Annotated in this window: 19 protein-coding genes; 11 read left to right on the top strand and 8 right to left on the bottom strand. The window is 64.7% G+C overall.

Features of this window, described 5'->3' with window-relative positions:
- Window positions 1–118: 118 nt before the first annotated feature.
- The 3 genes from CAL18_RS08440 to CAL18_RS08430 all read left to right on the top strand — a co-directional run bounded on the left by CAL18_RS08440 (window position 119) and on the right by CAL18_RS08430 (window position 3,273).
- Window positions 119–1,423, top strand: coding sequence for a homoserine dehydrogenase (locus tag CAL18_RS08440; RefSeq protein WP_026638090.1), 1,305 nt, complete (start codon window positions 119–121; stop codon window positions 1,421–1,423).
- A complete protein-coding gene (thrC, locus tag CAL18_RS08435) occupies window positions 1,420–2,829 on the top strand; it encodes a threonine synthase (protein ID WP_094817677.1) in 1,410 nt (469 codons plus the stop codon). The genes CAL18_RS08440 and thrC overlap by 4 nt, the downstream gene beginning before the upstream one ends.
- Before the next feature lie 222 nt (window positions 2,830–3,051).
- On the top strand, window positions 3,052–3,273 hold the full coding sequence (locus tag CAL18_RS08430) for a YgdI/YgdR family lipoprotein (protein ID WP_026638088.1): 222 nt from the start codon (window positions 3,052–3,054) through the stop codon (window positions 3,271–3,273).
- Window positions 3,274–3,364: 91 nt separating this feature from the next.
- Here CAL18_RS08430 and CAL18_RS08425 read toward each other — a convergent pair whose 3' ends face one another.
- On the bottom strand, window positions 3,365–4,390 hold the full coding sequence (locus CAL18_RS08425; RefSeq protein WP_026638087.1) for a class 1 fructose-bisphosphatase: 1,026 nt from the start codon (window positions 4,388–4,390) through the stop codon (window positions 3,365–3,367).
- A 37-nt stretch (window positions 4,391–4,427) separates the two neighbouring features.
- The gene (gene pepN / locus CAL18_RS08420; RefSeq protein ID WP_094817676.1) at window positions 4,428–7,136 is read right to left on the bottom strand and encodes an aminopeptidase N; all 2,709 of its coding nucleotides are present in this window, start codon (window positions 7,134–7,136) and stop codon (window positions 4,428–4,430) included.
- A 143-nt stretch (window positions 7,137–7,279) separates the two neighbouring features.
- Between pepN and CAL18_RS08415 the strand changes: the two genes are divergently transcribed.
- Complete coding sequence (locus CAL18_RS08415; RefSeq protein ID WP_026638085.1) at window positions 7,280–7,912, top strand: DUF4136 domain-containing protein; 633 nt, start codon at window positions 7,280–7,282, stop codon at window positions 7,910–7,912.
- Between the two features lie 103 nt (window positions 7,913–8,015).
- On the opposite strand, the gene CAL18_RS08410 is transcribed toward CAL18_RS08415, so the two are convergent.
- On the bottom strand, window positions 8,016–8,375 hold the full coding sequence (locus tag CAL18_RS08410) for an H-NS family nucleoid-associated regulatory protein (RefSeq protein WP_026638084.1): 360 nt from the start codon (window positions 8,373–8,375) through the stop codon (window positions 8,016–8,018).
- Window positions 8,376–8,515: 140 nt separating this feature from the next.
- Here CAL18_RS08410 and CAL18_RS08405 point away from each other — a divergent pair, with 140 nt between their 5' ends.
- Both CAL18_RS08405 and tldD read left to right on the top strand, forming a co-directional pair.
- Entirely contained in the window at window positions 8,516–9,334 is an 819-nt protein-coding gene (locus CAL18_RS08405) for a carbon-nitrogen hydrolase family protein (RefSeq protein WP_026638083.1), read from the top strand.
- A gap of 18 nt (window positions 9,335–9,352) precedes the next feature.
- Window positions 9,353–10,813 (top strand): metalloprotease TldD, encoded by a 1,461-nt coding sequence (gene tldD / locus CAL18_RS08400; RefSeq protein ID WP_094817675.1) that lies wholly within the window; start codon window positions 9,353–9,355, stop codon window positions 10,811–10,813.
- 15 nt (window positions 10,814–10,828) lie between these two features.
- Here the strand turns inward: tldD and CAL18_RS08395 are convergent, their stop codons facing one another.
- Both CAL18_RS08395 and CAL18_RS08390 read right to left on the bottom strand, forming a co-directional pair.
- Complete coding sequence (locus CAL18_RS08395) at window positions 10,829–11,398, bottom strand: FecR family protein (RefSeq protein WP_026638081.1); 570 nt, start codon at window positions 11,396–11,398, stop codon at window positions 10,829–10,831.
- Window positions 11,399–11,445: 47 nt separating this feature from the next.
- Window positions 11,446–12,006 (bottom strand): M23 family metallopeptidase, encoded by a 561-nt coding sequence (locus CAL18_RS08390; RefSeq protein WP_094796682.1) that lies wholly within the window; start codon window positions 12,004–12,006, stop codon window positions 11,446–11,448.
- 257 nt (window positions 12,007–12,263) lie between these two features.
- Here CAL18_RS08390 and aroG point away from each other — a divergent pair, with 257 nt between their 5' ends.
- The 5 genes from aroG (at window position 12,264) to glcF (ending at window position 18,800) form a co-directional block, all read left to right on the top strand.
- Window positions 12,264–13,337 carry a 3-deoxy-7-phosphoheptulonate synthase AroG gene (gene aroG / locus CAL18_RS08385; protein WP_026638079.1) on the top strand — a complete coding sequence of 358 codons (1,074 nt, stop codon included), beginning with the start codon at window positions 12,264–12,266 and terminating at the stop codon, window positions 13,335–13,337.
- 103 nt (window positions 13,338–13,440) lie between these two features.
- Window positions 13,441–14,850 (top strand): FAD-binding oxidoreductase, encoded by a 1,410-nt coding sequence (locus CAL18_RS08380; protein ID WP_026638078.1) that lies wholly within the window; start codon window positions 13,441–13,443, stop codon window positions 14,848–14,850.
- Between the two features lie 87 nt (window positions 14,851–14,937).
- Window positions 14,938–16,437, top strand: coding sequence for an FAD-linked oxidase C-terminal domain-containing protein (locus CAL18_RS08375; RefSeq protein ID WP_094817674.1), 1,500 nt, complete (start codon window positions 14,938–14,940; stop codon window positions 16,435–16,437).
- Window positions 16,438–16,448: 11 nt separating this feature from the next.
- Window positions 16,449–17,555 carry a glycolate oxidase subunit GlcE gene (gene glcE / locus CAL18_RS08370; RefSeq protein ID WP_026638076.1) on the top strand — a complete coding sequence of 369 codons (1,107 nt, stop codon included), beginning with the start codon at window positions 16,449–16,451 and terminating at the stop codon, window positions 17,553–17,555.
- A 6-nt stretch (window positions 17,556–17,561) separates the two neighbouring features.
- Window positions 17,562–18,800, top strand: coding sequence for a glycolate oxidase subunit GlcF (gene glcF / locus CAL18_RS08365; protein WP_094817673.1), 1,239 nt, complete (start codon window positions 17,562–17,564; stop codon window positions 18,798–18,800).
- Between the two features lie 27 nt (window positions 18,801–18,827).
- On the opposite strand, the gene CAL18_RS08360 is transcribed toward glcF, so the two are convergent.
- The 3 genes from CAL18_RS08360 to CAL18_RS08350 all read right to left on the bottom strand — a co-directional run bounded on the left by CAL18_RS08360 (window position 18,828) and on the right by CAL18_RS08350 (window position 20,191).
- Complete coding sequence (locus tag CAL18_RS08360) at window positions 18,828–19,238, bottom strand: MarR family winged helix-turn-helix transcriptional regulator (protein WP_026638074.1); 411 nt, start codon at window positions 19,236–19,238, stop codon at window positions 18,828–18,830.
- A 75-nt stretch (window positions 19,239–19,313) separates the two neighbouring features.
- Window positions 19,314–19,799: a nucleoside deaminase gene (locus tag CAL18_RS08355; RefSeq protein ID WP_026638073.1), complete on the bottom strand. Its 486-nt coding sequence runs from the start codon at window positions 19,797–19,799 to the stop codon at window positions 19,314–19,316.
- Complete coding sequence (locus CAL18_RS08350; protein ID WP_094817672.1) at window positions 19,796–20,191, bottom strand: DMT family transporter; 396 nt, start codon at window positions 20,189–20,191, stop codon at window positions 19,796–19,798. Before CAL18_RS08350 ends, CAL18_RS08355 begins: the two co-directional genes overlap by 4 nt.
- Between the last annotated feature and the right edge of the window lie 5 nt (window positions 20,192–20,196).

Here is a 20,196-nt window from a genome sequence, read left to right as displayed (position 1 = left end):
CGCCGTCGGCACATGGCGGCATGCCGCCATGTGCCGATGCCCGCCGTATCTGGAAACTGAAATGACGAATTCTGCAAGTACGCTGTCTGCGACGCCCGCTTCCTTTCCGCGCGCCGAGCTGCAACCCATCAAGATCGGCTTGCTGGGCCTGGGCGTGGTGGGCGGGGGCACCTGGACAGTGCTGTCGCGCAACGCCGAAGAAATCGCCCGCCGGGCCGGAAGGCGCATCGAGGTCAGCCGGGTTGCCGTGCGCGACGTCGCCAAGGCGCGCGCCCGCGTGGGCGACGGGGTGGCGGTCGATAGCGACGTGCATGCGCTGGTGCGCGATCCCGAAGTGGATATCGTGGTCGAACTGATCGGCGGCGATACGCTGGCGCGCGAACTCGTGCTCGAAGCCATTGCGCATGGCAAGCACGTGGTCACCGCGAACAAGGCGTTGCTGGCCAAGCATGGCAACGAAATCTTCGCCGCGGCCTCTGCGCAAGGCGTGATGGTCGCCTTCGAGGCGGCCGTGGCGGGCGGCATTCCCATCATCAAGGCCATACGCGAAGGGCTGACGGCCAATCGTATCGAATGGCTGGCCGGCATCATCAACGGCACCACGAACTTCATCCTGTCCGAAATGCGATCGCGCGGCCTGCCGTTTGCCGACGTGCTGGCAGAAGCGCAACGGCTGGGCTACGCCGAGGCCGATCCGACGTTCGACATCGAAGGCGTCGACGCCGCCCATAAACTGACCCTGTTGGCCTCGCTCGCGTTCGGGGTGCCGGTGCAGTTCGACAAAGCCTATATCGAGGGCATTTCGCAACTGGCCCAGGAAGACATCGCCCACGCCGAGCGCCTGGGGTATCGGATCAAGCTGCTGGGCATCACCAAGCGCCGCACCGATGGCATCGAGCTGCGCGTGCATCCGGCGCTGGTGCCCGCCGAGCGCCTGATCGCCAACGTCGAAGGCGCAATGAACGCTGTGCTGGTGCGCGGCGACGCCGTGGGCCCCACGCTTTACTACGGGCAGGGCGCCGGCGAAGAACCCACCGCATCGGCCGTGGTGGCCGATCTGGTCGATGTCACGCGACTGCATACGGCCGATCCGGGCAACCGCGTGCCGCACCTGGCTTTCCAGCCCGATGCGCTGTCCGACCTGCCCATTCTGCCTATCGAGCAGGTCAGCACCTCGTACTACCTGCGCCTGCGCGTAGACGACCAGCCTGGCGTGCTGGCCGATATCGCCCGCGTGCTGGCCGACCATTCCATTTCCATTGGCTCCATGATCCAGCAGCCGTCCCATATCGGCGGGGCCGACATCATCTTCCTGACACATCAGGCGACAGAAGGCGATGTGGCGCGCGCCATCTGCAGCATCGAGCAATTGCCGTTCGTGCGTTCCAACGTGACGCGCCTGCGTGTCGAGACACTGACATGAAATACATATCCACCCGCGGCGGCATGGCCCCGCAAGCCTTCAGCGACATCCTGCTCGAAGGCCTGGCGCCCGATGGCGGCCTGGCCGTGCCCGAGTCGCTGCCGCAGATCTCTGCCGAAACGCTCGAAAGCTGGCGCGGCCTGTCGTACGCCGAACTGGCCTATGAGGTCCTGTCACGCTTTGCCACCGACATTCCCGCCGACGACTTGCGCGCACTGACGCGCGCAGCCTATCGGCAGGGCGTCTTCAGCAGCGAAGATATCGTGCCGTTGCGCCCGCTCGATGGCGGGCTGCATCTGCTGGGTCTGTCCGAGGGGCCGACACTGGCCTTCAAGGACATGGCCATGCAGTTCCTCGGCCAAGTGTTCGAGTATGTGCTCACGCAGCGCAACGCCACCCTGAACATCCTGGGCGCCACCTCGGGTGACACGGGGTCGGCGGCCGAGTATGCCTTGCGCGGCAAGAAAGGCGTGGCCGTGTTCATGCTGTCGCCGCACGGCCGCATGAGCGCGTTCCAGCGCGCGCAGATGTATTCGCTGCAAGACGAAAACATCCACAACATCGCCGTGCGCGGCGTGTTCGACGACGCGCAGGATATCGTCAAGGCCCTGGCGGGCGACCTGGAATTCAAGACGCGTTACCGCATCGGCGCTGTCAATTCCATCAACTGGGCGCGCATCGCGGCCCAGGTGGTGTATTACTTTCAGGGCTGGCTGCGCGCCACCACCGCGCCGGGGCAGGAAGTCTCGTTTGCCGTGCCGTCGGGCAATTTCGGCAACATCCTGTCGGGCCACATTGCGCGATCCATGGGCTTGCCGGTGCGTCGCCTGGTGCTGGCCACCAACGAGAACAATGTGCTGGAAGAATTTTTCCGCACGGGTATCTATCGTCCGCGCGGGGCGGCCGATACGTTCGCCACGTCCAGCCCGTCCATGGACATTTCGCGGGCGTCCAATTTCGAGCGCTTTGTGTTCGACCTCACGGGCCGCGATCCGGGCCGTGTACAGGCGTTGTGGGCAGGGCTTGCGCGCGATGGCTACTTCGACCTGTCCGAGCTGAAGCCGGAATTCGAATCGCGCTATGGCTTCCTGGCAGGCACCAGCACGCATGCCGACCGGCTGGCAGTTATCCGTTCCACGTACGACACCACGGGCGTTCTGGTTGATCCGCATACCGCCGATGGGGTGAAGGTGGCTCGCGAGTTCGTCGAGCCTGGCGTGCCCATGCTCGTGCTCGAGACAGCCTTGCCGGCGAAATTCTCGGACACCATCGAGGCTGCCCTGGGCCGTCCCGTTACGCCGCCGCCCGCGCTGGCAGGGCTGGAATCGCTGCCCCAGCGGGTCACGGTCTTGGACTGCGACGCACAGTTGGTTCGACGCTACATCGAGGCTCATGCCAAGGTGTAAGGGTGTATCCGCTGTGTAAGTTTGCAACCCCGAAAAAACCCCGGAGCGTTCATGCCGGGGTTTTTTTTATCGCCGGCGCCGCGCACGATCGCGTCAATGCGTAGGCGCGCCGGCGCGGGCCGCGCCATTACACACTTATGCATTTTGCCGACATCCCGTCACTGTCCGGGCACGGGCGCGAGCCTACAGTGAAACTTCGTTCAACCAGACGGAGAAACGCCCATGAAACTCAAGACCACGACGCTTGCCCTGATCCTGTCCGGAGTCGGCGTACTGGCGGGTTGCTCGTCGCCCTCGGTGGTGCATACGCGCGACGGCGGCCAGGTCGTGACCCCGGATGAGCCCGAGTACGACAAGAATAGCGGCTTTTACGAGTACGAACAGAACGGCAGCAAAGTCCAGATGAACAAGGACGACGTGAAGACGATCGAAGAGGTTGATTGATCGTTCTGGCTTGCCGGGTAGCCGGCATTGCGGCGCTCAAGTTAAAAAGGTGTCTGGCTCCTGCAAGAGCCGGACACCTTCGACAGCGCAATCAGGCTTGCGCAGCTGTCGCTTCCGCGTGGTAGCGGCCCACGCGCTCCACCTCGTTTTTTGATCCCAGTATGACGCTGACGCGCTGATGCAGCTTTTCGGGCTGGATGTCCAGAATGCGCTGGTTGCCGTCGATTGCCGCGCCGCCCGCCTGCTCGATGATCATGCTCATGGGATTGGCTTCGTACATCAGGCGCAGCTTGCCCGCCTTGCCCGGTTCGCGCGCATCCCAGGGATACATGAAGATGCCGCCGCGGGTCAGGATGCGATGCACATCGGCCACCATCGAGGCGATCCAGCGCATGTTGTAGTCTTTGCCCAACGGGCCGGTGGTGCCGGCAAGGCATTCGTCGATATAGCGCCGCACGGGCGGGGCCCAATGGCGCATGTTCGACATGTTGATGGCAAATTCTTTGGTGTCCTCGGGCACGCGGATCTGGTCGTGCGTCAGTACCCACGAGCCCATTTCGCGGTCCAGCGTAAAGCCGACGACGCCATTGCCGATGGTGAGCACCAGCATGGTCTGCGGCCCGTACACCGCGTAGCCTGCCGCAACCTGCTGGTTGCCGGGCTGCAGGAAATCCTGTTCGCAGACTTCGGCCCCGGACACATGGTGAGGGGCGCGCAATACCGAGAAAATCGTGCCGATCGACACGTTGACGTCGATGTTCGACGAGCCGTCCAGGGGATCGAACAGCAGCAGATACTCGCCCTTGGGATACCGGTTGGGAATCAGATGGATGGTTTCCATTTCTTCGGACGCCATCGCGGCCAGGTGGCCGCCCCATTCGTTGGCCTCGAGCAAGATTTCGTTGGACAGGACGTCCAGTTTTTTCTGGACTTCGCCCTGGACGTTTTCGGAGTCCAGGCTGCCCAGCACGCCGCCCAGCGCGCCTTTGCTGACGGCGTGGCTGATCGCCTTGCAGGCGCGGGCCACGATTTCGATCAGCAGGCGTACTTCGGGGGCCAGCGCATCGGCCGAGCGCTGCTGCTCGACCAAGTATTGAGTAAGGGTTTTGTGTTTCAAGAGCGGTCTCCGTTGGCAGCGAATAAGGGCCTGGAACTCAAGCGGCGAGCTCCAGTGCCTTGGATACGATTTCGACAACATTGCGCGACAGGCCAGGCTGGCTGCGAACCGTCTGCAGCGCTTGCTGCATGGGCGTGCGCAACGCGGGCACGAAGCGACTCCAGTTGTCGAGCGCGCGCGCCAATCTGGCGGCGATTTCGGGGTTCAGGGCGTCCAGGGCCAGAACCTGCTCGGCCCAATAAGCATAGCCGTCGCCATCCGGGCGGTGCATGCCGCGCGCATTGTTCAGGCAGAACTGGAATACCAGTGCGCGCGCGCGGTTGGGGTTGCGCAGTGTGAAGGCCGGATGCGCCATCAGCGCGCGCACGGCAGCCACATCGGTACTGATGGCGGTGGCCTGAAGCGCGAACCATTTGTCGACGACCAGCGGATCGTCCTGCCAGCCGGCATAGAAGGTTGCCAATGCCTCGGCGGCGACGTCGGGATGGCCGTGATTCACCAGGGCGGACAGGGCGGCCAGGCGGTCGGTCATGTTGTCTGCCTGGGCGAATTGGTCTTGCGCCAGTGTTTGCGCGCCATTGATTTCCGCCGCCATCAGGTGTGCAAGCGCCTGGTTCTTCAGGGCGCGGCGGCCCGCGGGGCCGGGGGCCGGGCTGTACGCACCGGGCGTCTGGTTGGCATCGAAGGCGTTGCGCCATTGATCGGCGAGTTCACGGCCCAGCGCGGCGCGCAGGAAGTCGCGCGCCACGGCCAGGGCGCGCGGGTCGATCTCGTGCATGCGTTCGGCCAGCGTTTTCTCCGAAGGCAGGGCCAGCGCGCGCGCGCGGTAGCCCGCGTCCAGCGCAGGGTCGGTAAGCAGCGCGCGCCAAGCGTCGACAAACCCGGCGTCCACGCGCAGGTCGGCGCCCGACTGGTGCTGCGCCGCCAGGCCGAGTATCTGCCGGGTCGCGAGCTCCTGTCCGGCTTCCCATCGTGCGAACGGGTCGGTGTCGTGGGCGGACAGCAGGGCCAGCTCGGCATCGGTCCAGTCGTATTCCACGATGACCGGCGCGGAAAATCCGCGCAGCAACGATGGCACGGGCTTGGCGGGAATGCCTTCGAACACCCATTGCTGGCGCGCCTGCGTCAATTCCAGCAGCACCGTATCTTGCGCCGCGCCGTTGCCCAGCCGCAGCGGCTGGGCACGCCCCTGCGGGTCGAGCAGCCCCAGGGCAAAAGGAATGTGGAAAGGCTGCTTGACATAGTCGCTGCCGGCGCGTTTTTCCACCCCAACCGGCGGGCATTGTTGCGCCAGGGTGACGGTGCAGCGCCGCGTGGCGGGTTGGTAATCCAGCGTGACCGTCACGCGCGGCGTACCCGCCTGGCTGTACCAGCGACGGAATACCGCAAGGTCGCGCCCGGGATGCTGGCGCATGTAGACCGATTCCATCGCCGCGACGAAGTCGTCGCAGGTCACGGCCTGGCCATCGTGGCGGCGGAAGTACTCGTCCATGCCTGCGCGAAAGCCCTCGGCGCCCAAAAGCGTGTGCTGCATGCGGATGACCTCGGCCCCCTTCTCGTATACCGTGGCGGTATAGAAGTTGCCGATTTCCTGGTAGCTTTCCGGACGTATGGGATGAGCCATGGGGCCGGCGTCTTCGGGAAACTGCGCGGCGCGCAGCGTGACCACGTCATCGATGCGCTTGACGGCGCGCGCGCTGGCGGCCGCGGCGGGGTCCAGATCGCGCGCCATCATGTCGGCGGTGAATTCCTGGTCGCGGAATACCGTCAGGCCTTCTTTCAGGCTGAGCTGGAACCAGTCGCGGCAGGTGACCCGGTTGCCCGTCCAGTTATGGAAGTATTCATGGCCGATGACGGCCTCGATGCCTTCGTAATTGGCGTCGGTGGCGGTTTGCGGGTCGGCCAGCACATATGCGGCATTGAAAATGTTCAAGCCCTTGTTTTCCATGGCGCCCATGTTGAAGTCGCGCACTGCGACCACCATGAAACGGTCCAGGTCGAGCTCGAGGCCGAAGCGGGTTTCGTCCCAGCGCAGCGCCCGCTCCAGCGATTCCAGAGCCCATTGCGTGCGGTCTTCCGAGCCGGGGTCGCTGTATACCTGCAGCAGAACGGCGCGCCCGGAGGCCGTGCGCACCGTGGTCTCGCGGTGCGTCAGGCGGCCGGCCACCAGCGCGAACAAATAGCAGGGCTTGGGGAAGGGGTCTTCCCATTGGGCTTGCTGGCGCCCGTCCGGCAGCGTGGCGGTGTCCAGCAGGTTGCCGTTGGACAGCAGGACGGGGAAGTCGGGGCTTGCCCGCAGCGTGACGCGGTAGCGCGACATGACGTCGGGCCGGTCGGCAAACCAGGTAATGCGCCGGAACCCTTCAGCCTCGCATTGCGTGAAGAAATTGCCGCCCGACACGTATAGGCCCATCAGGGTCGAATTGGCCTGGGGCCGGCAACGGCTGGCGATCTCGACCACGGCCTCGGGCGGCAGGCCGCAGATGCTCAGGGTTTCGTCGTCGAGCGTGTACCCGCTTGCCGGCCAGTCCCGGCCATCGACGCGCAGCGATATCAGTTGCAGGTCGGTGCCATCGAGCACGAGCGGCGCGTCTGGGGCGGCGTCTGCCTTGCGCTGCACCCGCAGCTTGCTTTGCACGAGTGTGGAATCGGGATCAAGGTCGAACTCCAGCGACACTTCCGGAATCGCGTACGGGTAGGGTCGATAATCCTTGCGATACACGGTTACAGGGGTTTCGGTACGCATGCGCGGAATCAGTCCAGAATAGGCAATGGCGTATTGTAGTGGCACGCTATGTGCTCGATGGCCGGCAGAAATATCCCGTTGAAAACTTTCGGGCCCCGGCGCGGTCGAAACTTGCGTACGATAGGCGCCCTGGGAGAAGCATCATGTCAGCAATCTGGTCGAAAATGTGGCGCTGGGCCGCCTTGGCTTTGGTTTTGTCGGCGGGTTTGCTAAGCGGATGCGCCGCGCCCACGGTGCAGGCGCGGGTGACGTCCTTCCAGCAATGGCCGGCCGGGGTCGAAGGCCAGACCTATAAATTCGTGGACGCCACGCCAGGACAGGCCGGCAACCTTGAATACCAGACCTATCAAGACGCGCTGCGGGCGAGCATCGGGCCCACCGGTCTGGTCGAGGCTCAACCGGGCCAGAAAGCGCGTTTTCACGTGTCGTTCGAATATGGGGCGCAGCAGACTCAGGTGATGGTGCGCCGCGCCTACGATCCATATTTCTATGGCGGGTTCGGCGGATTTTACGGGCCCCGCTGGTGGGGGCCGGGCGTGGGCTATTGGGGCCCCGATTGGGTAGACGTGCCCGCCGTGGCCTATCGCAACCGGCTCAGCGTGCAGATAACCGATACCGCCCGGGGCGGCGCCGAAGTATATCGGGCGTCGGCTTATATCGTGACTGGGCAGGAAGACCTGGTGCGCACCATGCCGTATCTGGCGCGCGCGATTTTCGACGGTTTTCCGGGTAATAATGGCTCGGAGCGCCAGGTTGAATACCCGTCGGGGCGCTAGGGCGTCGCGTTATATCCGCGTTCTGTTACGTTACCGTGCTGAAACCGGCGGCGTGGGCGCCGCCGGTGGCTCTTGCAGGCAATGCCGGGCCGTTGCGCCGCCGTTAATCGGCAATAAGAAAGGCGTCGCGGGTGCGGCCCGCGGCCTCTTCGGCCGTCAACCAGCGCGGGGGCTTGCCGCGGCCGCTCCAGGTTTCGCCGGTTTCGGGGTGGCGATATTTGGGCGCCACCTGACGCTTGGCGGGAGCCGCCTTGCGTGCGCTGGCGCCGCGCGGCGCCTTGACGCCTTTATTAAAGGCCAACGCAATTTCTTCAGGGGTAATATTGTATTCGCGCATGGACGTAATGATTGACGCGATTACCGGTTTGCGCCGCTTATTCTGCAAAGCTTCGGCTTTTTTTTGCAATTTGTTGATTTCTCTTTCTATCTTTGCTTGCAAGGCGGAATAGCTTTCTCGGGCCATGTGGTGTCCTGGGATTTATTGGGTATATACGAAATGGCGCCGCATAATGTTCGAAGTTGCGGCATTACGCACATAATACAGAAGTTCATATGTGGCGAACATTATGGTGCGCTGTTTTTAATTTGGCAGAGGGTCTAAATATGGGTAATTCTGGCTCGAATTCGACGCATGTGGCCGCAATTCAGATGATTTCCACGCCCAATGTGCAGGATAATCTTGCGCAAGCCGCCGAATTAATCGAGAAGGCCGCCGCCGCCGGGGCGCGCCTGGTTTCCTTGCCCGAATATTTCTGCTTCATGGGCCATGGCGACCTGCAAAAGCTTGAAATCAAAGAAGAACCCGGCGCCGGGCCCGTCCAGGACTTTCTTGCGGCACAGGCGCGCCGCCATCAGGTATGGCTGGCGGGGGGAACCTTACCGCTGGCGTGCCCGGATCCCGGCCGCGTATTCAATACGACGTTTGTATACGGCCCGGACGGTCAGCCGGCGGCTCGCTATGACAAGATCCATTTATTCAATTTCAAGCGCGGCAACGAAGCGTACGACGAATCCATCGCGATCCGTCCGGGTGACACGGTACGGGCTTTCGATGCGCCGTGGGGGCGGGTGGGTTTGTCGGTGTGTTACGACCTGCGCTTTCCCGAACTGTATCGGGCGTTGGGGCAAGTGGACCTGATTCTGGTGCCCGCGGCATTTACCTATACCACCGGTAAAGCGCACTGGGAATTATTGCTGCGCGCGCGCGCCATTGAAAACCAATGTTATGTGCTCGCTGCCGCCCAGGGAGGCCGCCACCCCAATGGCCGCCGTACCTGGGGCCATTCGATGCTGATCGACCCCTGGGGCGAAATTATCGACGTATTGCCAGAGGGGCCGGGCGTGGTCAGCGGTACCATAGAGGCTGAGCGTCTGGCGCAAGTGCGGGCCTCGCTGCCCGCGCTGCGCCATCGCGTCCTGTAGACACAGAGACAACATTTAATGAACCTGATAGATCCTGATATTCAATCCCTGGCCACTGCCAAGTCACTGCTGCTCGACCCCTGGGGTCTGGACGAAGCGCACCTGGCCCGGGCCCTGGGCGAGATTTTCACCCACAAGGTCGACTATGCCGACCTGTATTTCCAGTACACGCGCAGCGAAGGCTGGAGCCTCGAAGAAGGCATCGTCAAGACCGGCAGTTTTTCCATCGGGCAGGGCGTGGGCGTGCGCGCCATCAGCGGCGAGAAAACCGCCTTTGCCTATTCCGATTCGCTGTCGCCGGACGCGCTGCTGTCCTCGGCCCATGCGGTGCGGGGCATTGCACGGCGGGGCGCGGGCAAGGTGAAGGTGGCCGCGCAGGTGCCGCCTGTTTCAGGCCGCAGCCTGTATGCGGACATCGACCCGCTGTCGACCCTGACCGCGCCCGAAAAAGTGGCGCTGCTCGAGCGCGTCGAGCGCATGGCGCGCGCGCGCGACCCGCAAGTCATCCAGGTGATGGCCGGGCTCGGCGCCGAATACGACGTAGTGCTCGTGGCCGGCAGCGATGGGCGGCTGGCGGCCGATGTGCGTCCGCTGGTGCGGCTGTCGCTGACCGTGATCGCCGAGCGCAACGGGCGTCGCGAGATGGGCCATGCCGGCGGCGGCGGGCGCCTGGGCCTCGATTATTTTTCCGACGAAATTCTGCAGGGCTATGTCGAGCGCGCGGTACACGAGGCCATGGTCAATCTCGAGGCCCGGCCTGCGCCCGCCGGTGAAATGACGGTGGTGCTGGGGTCGGGCTGGCCGGGCATCTTGCTGCACGAAGCGGTGGGGCACGGCCTGGAGGGCGATTTCAACCGTAAAGGGTCCAGTATTTTTTCGGGGCGCATAGGCCAACGGGTGGCGTCCAAGGGCGTTACCGTCATCGACGACGGAACTTTGCCCGATCGTCGCGGTTCGCTGAATATCGACGACGAAGGCAATGCCACGCAGTGCAATGTGCTGATCGAAGACGGCATTTTGCGCGGCTATATGCAAGATACGCTGAATGCGCGGTTGATGAAGACGGCGGCCACCGGCAACGGGCGCCGTGAGTCGTTCGCGCATCTTCCCATGCCCCGCATGACCAACACCTACATGCTGGCGGGCGACACGCCGCCGCAGGAAATCATCGCCTCGGTCAAGCGCGGCCTGTACGCGGCCAACTTCGGCGGCGGCCAGGTCGATATCACGAACGGCAAGTTCGTGTTTTCGGCTTCCGAGGCCTACATGATCGAGAACGGCAAGGTGACCTATCCCGTCAAGGGAGCCACGCTGATCGGCAATGGCCCCGACGCGATGAACCGCGTCAGCCTGATCGGCAACGACCTGCAGCTCGATTCGGGCGTGGGCACCTGCGGCAAGGACGGCCAGAGCGTGCCCGTGGGCGTGGGGATGCCGACCGTGCGCATGGATGGCCTGACGGTGGGCGGCACAGGCTGAGCGCCCGGCCGGGCATCAGGGTGCGCCGAGCCAGCCGCCTACGCTGGCCGGGTCGACCCGCGCCAGTTCATGCGGCCGCTGGTCACGCCACAGTGTCAGGCTGTCGCCGGCGTGCAGTTCCACATAATCGCGCGGGCCGGCCGCCGGGGTCTGCACCCTTACGGTTCCGGCCTGTACTTGCACTTGCAAGGCGTCGGGGGTTGCCCGAACATTGAATCGGGTATCCGGCACGGGAACGCGGGTGCCGACGATTTCAATGGTGTCCGGGCCGTTGCTCACTTCAAAGGCGGCGCGGCGCTGCCAGCGCACATGGAAAAATGCCTCGCCGCTGCCCAGCGCGATGTGACGCCGCCGGGAAAAATACGCGACGGCCAGGGCGGTATTGCGGTTGAGCGCCACGGTGGAATCGTCGGGCAGCGTCAGCTTGAGCAGTTCGCCGCTGCCCGTGCGCGCCTGCGTGCTGTACTGGGGCGACGTGTCGCGCATGACCCAACTGGCGGTAAATAACAGCGCCAGCCCCAACAGCACGACGCCGGCGCCTATCGTCAGCCAGCGCCGCGTGCGAGTCCATACCTCGGTGGCCATATCGTTCGGTGTTGTCCTGGGAACCAAGAGTGTAGCGCCCGGGCGGATCAAGGGGCGCGCAGCAGGGGGTACGGATTGATGGCGCCGCCCGATTGATATATGCCGTAATGCAGATGCGGCGGTGTGCCGCGCGCGTTGCCGCTGTTGCCGACGTAGCCCAGCGGCTCGCCCGGCGCCACCAGTTTGCCCGGGGCGGCGGCCGCGTAGCCGTCCAGGTGCGCGTAATAGTGCATCTGCCTGCCCGGGCCCAGCACCCACGCGACCTTGCCGCCTATGGGCGTGGTGTCCAGGCGCGTTACCACGCCCTCTGTGGCTGACAGCACCGGCGTGCCGCGCGGCGCGAATATGTCGATGCCCTCGTGGCGGCGATCGGCGCCACGGGACGCGCCCCAGGTGTCGGCCAGTTGCTGTGGCGCGACCCCGGCCACCGGGACGGGCAGGGCGGTGGGCGCGGGCTGGAGACTCAACCTGACGATGTGCCAGGGCGCGCGCCAGCCGTCGGGCAGGCGGGGCCAGCCCCACCAGGCCAGGGCGCCCAGCGCCACGAGCAGGGCCAGGCGCTTTGTTGCGCGCCAGAGCCAGGACAATCTGGTGAGTCGAGCAGTCATGAGGGTTGGATGGCTGGCTGCCGGCCGGGTTCCGCAGCCAGAAAACCGTGGACGGCCGAAAAACTATGTGCTAGAGTTTGCCGCTATGAAGTTCGCGTCCCCCGCTTTTTATTTTTATTTTTTTGGGTTTCTGAAGCCGCTGGCGGAGGAAGGGGCACGCTCAACCTGAAGTTCGTACCGAATCCCTCAAAAAAGCCGCCAGCACCCTGGCGGCTTTTTTGTGCCGTCAGCCTGGCGGGTCATCCAGGAGTTTTACCGTGTCGCACAATACCGACGACTTACGCATTCGCGAAATCAAAGAACTGAACCCGCCGTCGCACGTCATGCGCGAGTTTCCCTGCACCCAGCAGGCATCCGAAACCGTTTTCCAGGCGCGCCAGGGCATGCACCGCATCCTGCACGGCATGGACGACCGCCTGATTGTCGTCATCGGCCCTTGTTCTATTCACGATACCCGTGCGGCCCTCGAGTATGCATCGCGCCTGAAGCCAGTGCGCGACCGCCTGCTCGGCGAACTCGAAATCGTGATGCGGGTGTACTTCGAGAAGCCGCGCACCACGGTGGGATGGAAGGGGCTCATCAACGACCCGGCGCTGGACGGCAGTTTCGACATCAACCGCGGTATCCGGGTGGCCCGCGAGCTGCTGCTGGACATCAACACGCAGGGGTTGCCCGCCGGCTGCGAATTCCTGGACATGATCACCCCGCAGTACATCGCTGACCTGGTGTCCTGGGGCGCCATCGGGGCGCGCACGACCGAAAGCCAGGTTCATCGCGAGCTGGCTTCCGGGCTGTCGTGTCCGGTGGGTTTCAAGAACGGCACCGACGGCAATGTGAAGATCGCCGTCGATGCGATCAAGGCCGCGTCGCAGCCGCATCATTTTCTTTCGGTGACCAAGGGCGGGCACTCCGCCATTGTCGCAACGGCTGGCAATGAAGACTGCCACGTGATCCTGCGCGGCGGCAAGGCGCCCAACTACGATGCGGCCAGTGTCTCGGCGGCATGCCAGGAAATGGCCAAGTCGGGGTTGGCGCAGCGCGTCATGATCGACGCCAGCCACGCCAACAGCAGCAAGAAGCCCGAGAATCAGCCGCTGGTGGCCGACGACGTGGCGCGCCAGGTCGAGGCCGGTGATGCGCGCATTGTCGGCCTGATGGTAGAGAGCCACCTGGTAGGAGGGCGGCAGGATATGCTGCCGGGGGAACCGCTGGTCTACGGTCAGAGCATCACCGACGGCTGCATCGATTGGGACGCTTCGGTTCAGGTGCTGGAACGGCTGGCCCGCGCCGTGAAAGAGCGGCGCCGGGTGCTGGCCACCGCCGGCAAATAGGCGCACGGGGGCGGGCGCGGCCACGGCGCCAGCCACAGGCGGCCGCCCGGCTGCGGGCGGCGTAGAATGGAAGGTTCCAAATCTTTCCTGCGTTGATGTCGCCATGAATGCACCCGCCACAGCCGAAACCCTGCGCCGCCCGGTTCCTTCTTCATGCCTGGATGCCCTGCGCGCGCAGTTCGCTGACCGCCTTTCTGTGTCGCACGCCGTGCGCGAGCATCATGGGCGCGACGAATCGCCGTATCCGCCCATGCTGCCCGATGCAGTGGTGTTTGCCGAAACCACCGAAGAGGTGGCGGCGGTGGCCCGCCTTTGCAATGAGCATCGCGTGCCGCTCATTCCCTACGGCGCCGGGTCATCGCTGGAAGGCCATCTGCTGGCCATCCAGGGCGGTATCAGCCTGGATTTGTCGCGCATGAACCAGTTGCTGGCCGTCAATGCCGAAGACCTGACCGCCACGGTGCAGGCCGGGGTGACACGCAAGCAGCTCAACGAGCAGATCCGCGATACCGGCTTGTTCTTTCCCATCGACCCGGGCGCCGACGCCAGCCTGGGCGGCATGGCCGCGACGCGGGCATCGGGCACCAACGCGGTACGGTACGGCACCATGCGCGAGAATGTCGTGTCGCTGACGGTGGTCACTGCCGACGGTCGCGTCATCCGCACTTCGAGCCGGGCGCGCAAGTCATCGGCAGGCTACGACCTTACCCGCCTGTTCGTGGGCAGCGAAGGCACGCTGGGCATCATCACCGAGGTAACCGTGCGCCTGTATCCGCAGCCCGAGGCAGTGTCCGCAGCGGTTTGCAACTTTCCGGTGCTCGATGAGGCCGTCATGAGCGTCATCGAGATCATCCAGATGGGCGTGCCCGTGGCCCGGGTGGAATTCATGGATACGGCCGCGGTGCGCGCGGTCAATCTGCACAGCAAGCTGAACCTGCGCGAATCGCCCATGCTGGTGTTCGAGTTCCACGGCAGCCCTGCGGCCGTGCAAGAGCAGGCCGCACTGGTGCAGAGCATCACGGCCGACCACGGCGGCATGGATTTCGAGTGGGCCGAGCGTCCCGAAGACCGCAACCGGCTCTGGACGGCGCGGCACAATGCCTACTTTGCGGGGCTGCAGCTGCGGCCCGGTTGCCGCGCCAGCACGACCGACGTCTGCGTGCCCATTTCCCGGCTGGCGGATTGCGTGCGGGAAACCGTCGACGAACTTGAACAGGCCAGCTTTCCCTACACCATCGTCGGTCACGTGGGCGACGGCAATTTCCACGTACTGATGTTGCTGGATCCCGACAGCGAAGCAGAATGGCAAGAGTCTGAAACCATAAATCACAATTTGGTGCGGCGCGCGATCGCCGCCGACGGTACGTGCACGGGCGAACACGGCATCGGCCTGCACAAGATGCAATTCATGGCAGATGAGCACGGCCCCGATGCGCTGGCCCTTATGCGCAGCATCAAGCATGCCCTGGATCCCCACAATATCCTCAATCCGGGCAAGGTCATCAGCTGGTAGCCGGGGCGGGCGGGGTTTGGTTGGGGCGTGCGTGTGCGGGTAAATCCGCTCTGCCGCGAATGATAGGCGCGCGCTATCGTTGCGCTCATGAATTCCCTGGCAGAACCGAACCTCAGTCACGCCTCGCAGCCTTTCTCCGCCACCCGCGTCATCGACGCACTGCACGGGGTGCTGCCGGCCCATTGCGTGCTCCACCGTGAAGAAGACACGCGCCCATACGAATGCGACGGCCTGTCGCTGTATCGGACGCTGCCGCCCGTAGTGGTGCTTCCCGAAACCGAGGAGCAGGTGGTGGCCGTACTGCGGCTGTGCAAGCGCATGAACGTGCCCGTGGTGGCACGCGGCGCCGGCACGGGCCTGTCGGGCGGCGCCATGCCGCATTCACAAGGCATATTGGTGGGGTTGGCCAAATTCAACCGCATCAAGCACGTGGATGTGGCCAGCTGCACGGCCGTCGTCGAGCCGGGGGTGCGAAATCTTGCCATCTCCGAGGCGGCCGCGCCTTATGGCCTGTATTACGCGCCAGACCCTTCGAGCCAGATTGCCTGCACCATCGGCGGCAACGTGGCTGAAAATTCAGGGGGCGTGCATTGCCTGAAATACGGCCTGACTGTGCATAACGTGTTGCGCGCGCGCGTGGTCACCATCGATGGCGACGTGGTCGAGCTGGGCTCCGATGCGCCCGACGCTCCGGGGCTGGACCTGCTGGCGTTGTTCGTCGGCTCCGAAGGCATGCTGGGGCTCGTGACCGAAATAGCCGTCAAGCTGATACCCAGGCCTGCGTGCGCGCAGGTGATCATGGCCAGCTTCTCCAGCATCGAGGCCGCCGGGCAGGCCGTGACCGACGTCATCGCTGCCGGCATCATACCGGCCGGGCTCGAGATGATGGATCGACGGGCGGTGCAGATGGTCGAGCCCTTCGTCAATGCGGGCTACGATCTCACGGCGCAGGCCATACTGCTGTGCGAATCCGACGGCACACCCGAAGAAGTCGCCCACGAAGTCGAGCGCATGGAGGCGGTTTTCCGCCAGGCCGGCGCCACGCGCCTGCAGGTCTCGCGCGACGAAGCCGAACGGCTGCGGTTCTGGGCAGGGCGCAAGAACGCCTTTCCCGCTGCAGGCCGGATCTCGCCCGACTATTACTGTATGGACGGCACGATTCCTCGTCGCCACCTGGCGCGCGTGCTGGGCGCCATCGAGCAGATGGAAGATGAGTTCGGGCTGCGCTGCGCCAATGTGTTTCACGCGGGAGACGGCAACCTGCATCCGTTGATCCTGTTTGATTCCAATAAGCCCGACGAGGTCGAGCGGGCGGAAAAATTCGGCGCGGCAATTCTTGAGCTGTGCGTGCAGGTGGGAGGCACCCTGACCGGAGAGCACGGGGTGGGAATGGAGAAGATAAATCAAATGTGTGTGCAATTTTCGCGTGATGAACTGGACGCGTTTCTTGCAGTGAAGAGGGCGTTTGACCCTCCTGGCCTGCTGAACCCCGAAAAGGTCATACCGACCCTGGCTCGCTGCGCGGAATACGGCAAGATGCACGTACACGCGGGCCAAATAAGTTTTCCCGATCTGGCGCGCTTCTAGGGCTGCGCTTTATGGAATTTGTCCTCAGGGAACTGTGCGAGCAGGTCATGACGGCGCGCGCCGGCCACCGGCCGCTGTTTGTGATGGGCGGCGGCAGCAAATCGTTCTACGGCAACTACCGGGCGGTGACGCCCCAGGACGGCCACTGCCTGCTCGACATGACCCCTTACAACGGCATCATCAGCTACCAGCCGTCCGAGCTGGTTGTGACGGCGCGCGCCGGCACGCCGCTGGCCATGCTGGAAGCGGTGCTCGATGAACAGGGGCAGATGCTGGCGTTCGAGCCGCCGCATTTCGGGTCGGCGGCCACCGTTGGCGGCTGTGTGGCCGCCGGCCTGGCCGGGCCGCGCCGGATGGCGGCAGGGGCGGTGCGCGATTACGTGCTGGGCGCGCGGTTGCTCGATTCGCAGGGCCGCGTTCTGTCATTCGGCGGCGAAGTCATGAAGAACGTGGCGGGCTACGATGTATCGCGGTTACTGGCCGGGTCGCATGGGATCTTCGGCGCGATTCTTGACGTATCGCTCAAGGTGATGCCGCGGCCCTACGAGGAACGCACTGTTCGTTACGACGCCACAGAGGCGCAGGCGCTGCAACACTTCGCGGCCTGGCGCGCCCGGCCGCTTGCGGTGTCGGCCAGCTGCTGGGTCCCGGCCGATGGCGACGAAGGCTGCGTGACGGTACGCCTGTCCGGCGCTCCCGCGGCGGTACGCGCGGCAGCCAGGCACATCGGCGGCGATGAAATGGACCCGGCCGACGCGCAACGGTTCTGGACGTCGCTGCGGGAGCAGACCCATCCGTTTTTCAGCCGCGGCCTGCCCCTGTGGCGCCTGGCTTTGCCGCCGGCGGCGCCGGGGCTGGGGCTGGACAGGCCGGCACTGATCGAATGGGGTGGCGGCCAGCGTTGGGTCAGCGGCAACGCCGACGCGCATGCGATGCGCGAGCTTGCGCAGCGGCTGGGCGGACACGCCACGTTGTTCCGCGCCAACGGCACGGCGACCCCGGACGATGGCGTGTTCCATCCGCTTTCGCCTGGCGTGGCGGCGATTACGCGGCGCCTGAAACATGAACTGGATCCGGCCGGCTTGTTCAATCCAGGCCGCCTGGTACGGGAGCTATGACCCGGTATGCAAACTAATCTTGCTTCCTGGGCGCGTGACACCGACAACGGCCGCGAGGCCGACGCGATCCTGCGTCGCTGCGTGCATTGCGGGTTCTGTACGGCCACGTGCCCGACGTACCAGGTGCTCGGCGACGAGCTGGATGGGCCGCGCGGCCGCATCTATCTCATCAAGCAGGTGCTTGAAGGCGCGCAGCCCTCCCATTCGACTCAACAGCATCTGGACCGCTGCCTGACATGCCGCAACTGTGAAACCACCTGTCCGTCGGGGGTGCAGTACGGGCACCTGGTCGATATCGGGCGCCGCCTGGTCGACGAAAAGGTGCGGCGCCCGTGGCGCGACCGCATGATGCGGCTGCTGTTGCGCAAAGGAATGAACTCCGCCCTGTTCGCTCCGGCGATGCGCGCGGGGCAGATGCTGCGGGAACTGTTGCCGGCCGCGCTCAGACGCAAGGTGCCGGTGCGGCGCGACCCGGGGCGGTTGCCGGACACCAGGGGCCATGCGCGCCAGGTGCTGCTGCTGGCCGGCTGTGTGCAGCCAGCCATGATGCCCACCATCGATGCCGCCACCGTGCGCGTGCTGGATGCGATCGGCATCGGGGCGCGTGTGACGCCCGGCGCAGGGTGTTGCGGGGCCATCAACTTTCACCTCGACGCCCAGGACGAAGCGTTGGACCAGATGCGGGCCAACATCGATGTCTGGTGGCCGATGGTCGAGCGCGGCGAGATCGAGGCCATCGTGATGAACGCGTCCGGGTGCGGCGCCATGGTCAAGGAATACGCCCACCATCTGCGCAGGGATGCGCGCTATGCCGGGAAAGCGGCGCGCATCGTCGACATGGTAAAGGACGTAGCCGAGGTCGTGGCTCCGCATGCGCCGGCATTGCGCACCCGCATGGCACGCGCCGGCAAGGCGGCATTCCATCCGCCTTGCACGTTGCAGCACTGGCAGGGCCTGCGCACAGTCAGCGAACGCCTGCTGGCCGATCTGGGGTTTGAGCTGCAGCCTTTCGCCGACACCCATCTGTGTTGCGGCTCGGCGGGCGCCTATTCGGTGCTGAACCCCGACATGGCGCTGGAACTGCGCGACCGCAAGCTCAAGTCCATCGCGGCGCAGGAGCCGCCCATCATCCTGTCGTCCAACATGGGTTGTGTTGCCCACCTGCAAAGCGGTACCGATACGCCGGTGCGGCACTGGATCGAGATCGTGGACGAACTGTTGCAGGCGCAGACGACGAAGTCGTAGCGCGGCCGCGTTGGGGCAGGCGCGGGCCTACCTGGCCTTGGGCGCGCCCGCGGACAGGAATCTGTCGCCCTGGTGCTTTTTCAGCGCCCCGGACAATGCGCGCTCATAGTCTGGGCGGGCCTGCTCCAGCCGCGCACGGCCGGCATCGGTAAGCACCGTATAAACGCCGCGCCTGTCGTCCGGACAAAGGTCGCGCACGGTCAGGGCGGCGCGTTCGAGCCGTTCGACCATGCGCGAGACCGAACTCTGGTTCAGCCCCAGGTGCGAGGCCAGGTCCTGCATGCGCAGTTCCGCGTTTTCGGCTTGCGCCAGGGCGGCCAGCGCACGGTATTCCGACAGCCCCAGGCCGTGGCCGGCCTGCAGCGTCTTGCCCAGGTCGTTCTCGACTGCCGCAACCACCTGGATCAGGTGCAGCCATGCGTCGCTCTTCTTGCTCATTCCGGAACCGATGTCAGCCTGCAGAAAAGCACATTTTCGCATATGCATGGCCATGCAAGTTGGCGCCCATGCCCGTCATGGCGCGCGGCCGCGCGCCCGGTGCGCATGAAAAGGCTTGTGGGCCGGCGGCACCGCGAGCCGCGCCGAGGCCGCAGCGGGCCAATCCAGCGGGTCGTGCGCAAAGATCCGATAGGTGTCGCGGTAGTCGAATCCATGCGCGGCGGCCTCGTCGCGGCTGGCTGCAAACCAGATCTGCGTCACACCCGCATAAAGCGCGGCCAGGTAACACAGGGCACATGGTTCGCCAGATGCCAGCAGGATCGTGCCGGGCAGGCGCGTCGCACCTGCCCGTGCGCAGGCATTGCGCATGGCCTGCACTTCCGCGTGGGCCGTAGGATCATGGTGTTCGCGCACCTGGTTCACACCGCTGCCCAGCACGCGGCCATGAACATCCAGCACCATGGCAGCAAAGGGTATGCCTCCGCGGTCCACTTGGCGCAGTGACAGCTCCACTGTTTCCTGCATGCGCTTGAGAATGAGTTCCTGGGGTTGGCCGTTCATTGCCTGGCCCCCGAGGCTGCGCCTTGCGAGAGTGTCGCGAGCCGCGCGCTGTCGGCCAGCTTCAGCCACACCACGCCCGCGATGATCACGGCCAGCCAGAACGCCTGCGCCAGGGTGAGCGGCTGGTGCAACATTACGCTGCCCAGGGCGGCTGCGCCCACCGAACCTATGCCGGCCCATACTGCGTAGCCGATGCCCACGTCGATGGTGCGCAGCGCCACGCTCAGCGTGTATAGCGTCAGCAGGAAAAACACCCCGGCGGCGAGTGACCAGTCCAGAACTGTGAAGGCCTTGCTGCTGGCTACGCTCAGTGCGTAGCCGATCTCGAAAGCACTCGCCAGCATCAGCATCAGCCAGGCTCGCCCGTTGTTTGTTTGCTTTTCAGTAGTCATGTCGT

Origin of the sequence: Bordetella genomosp. 7 (assembly GCF_002261415.1) — a bacterium.
GTDB lineage: Bacteria > Pseudomonadota > Gammaproteobacteria > Burkholderiales > Burkholderiaceae_B > Bordetella_A.
This window is presented reverse-complemented; position numbering and strand designations above follow the sequence as displayed.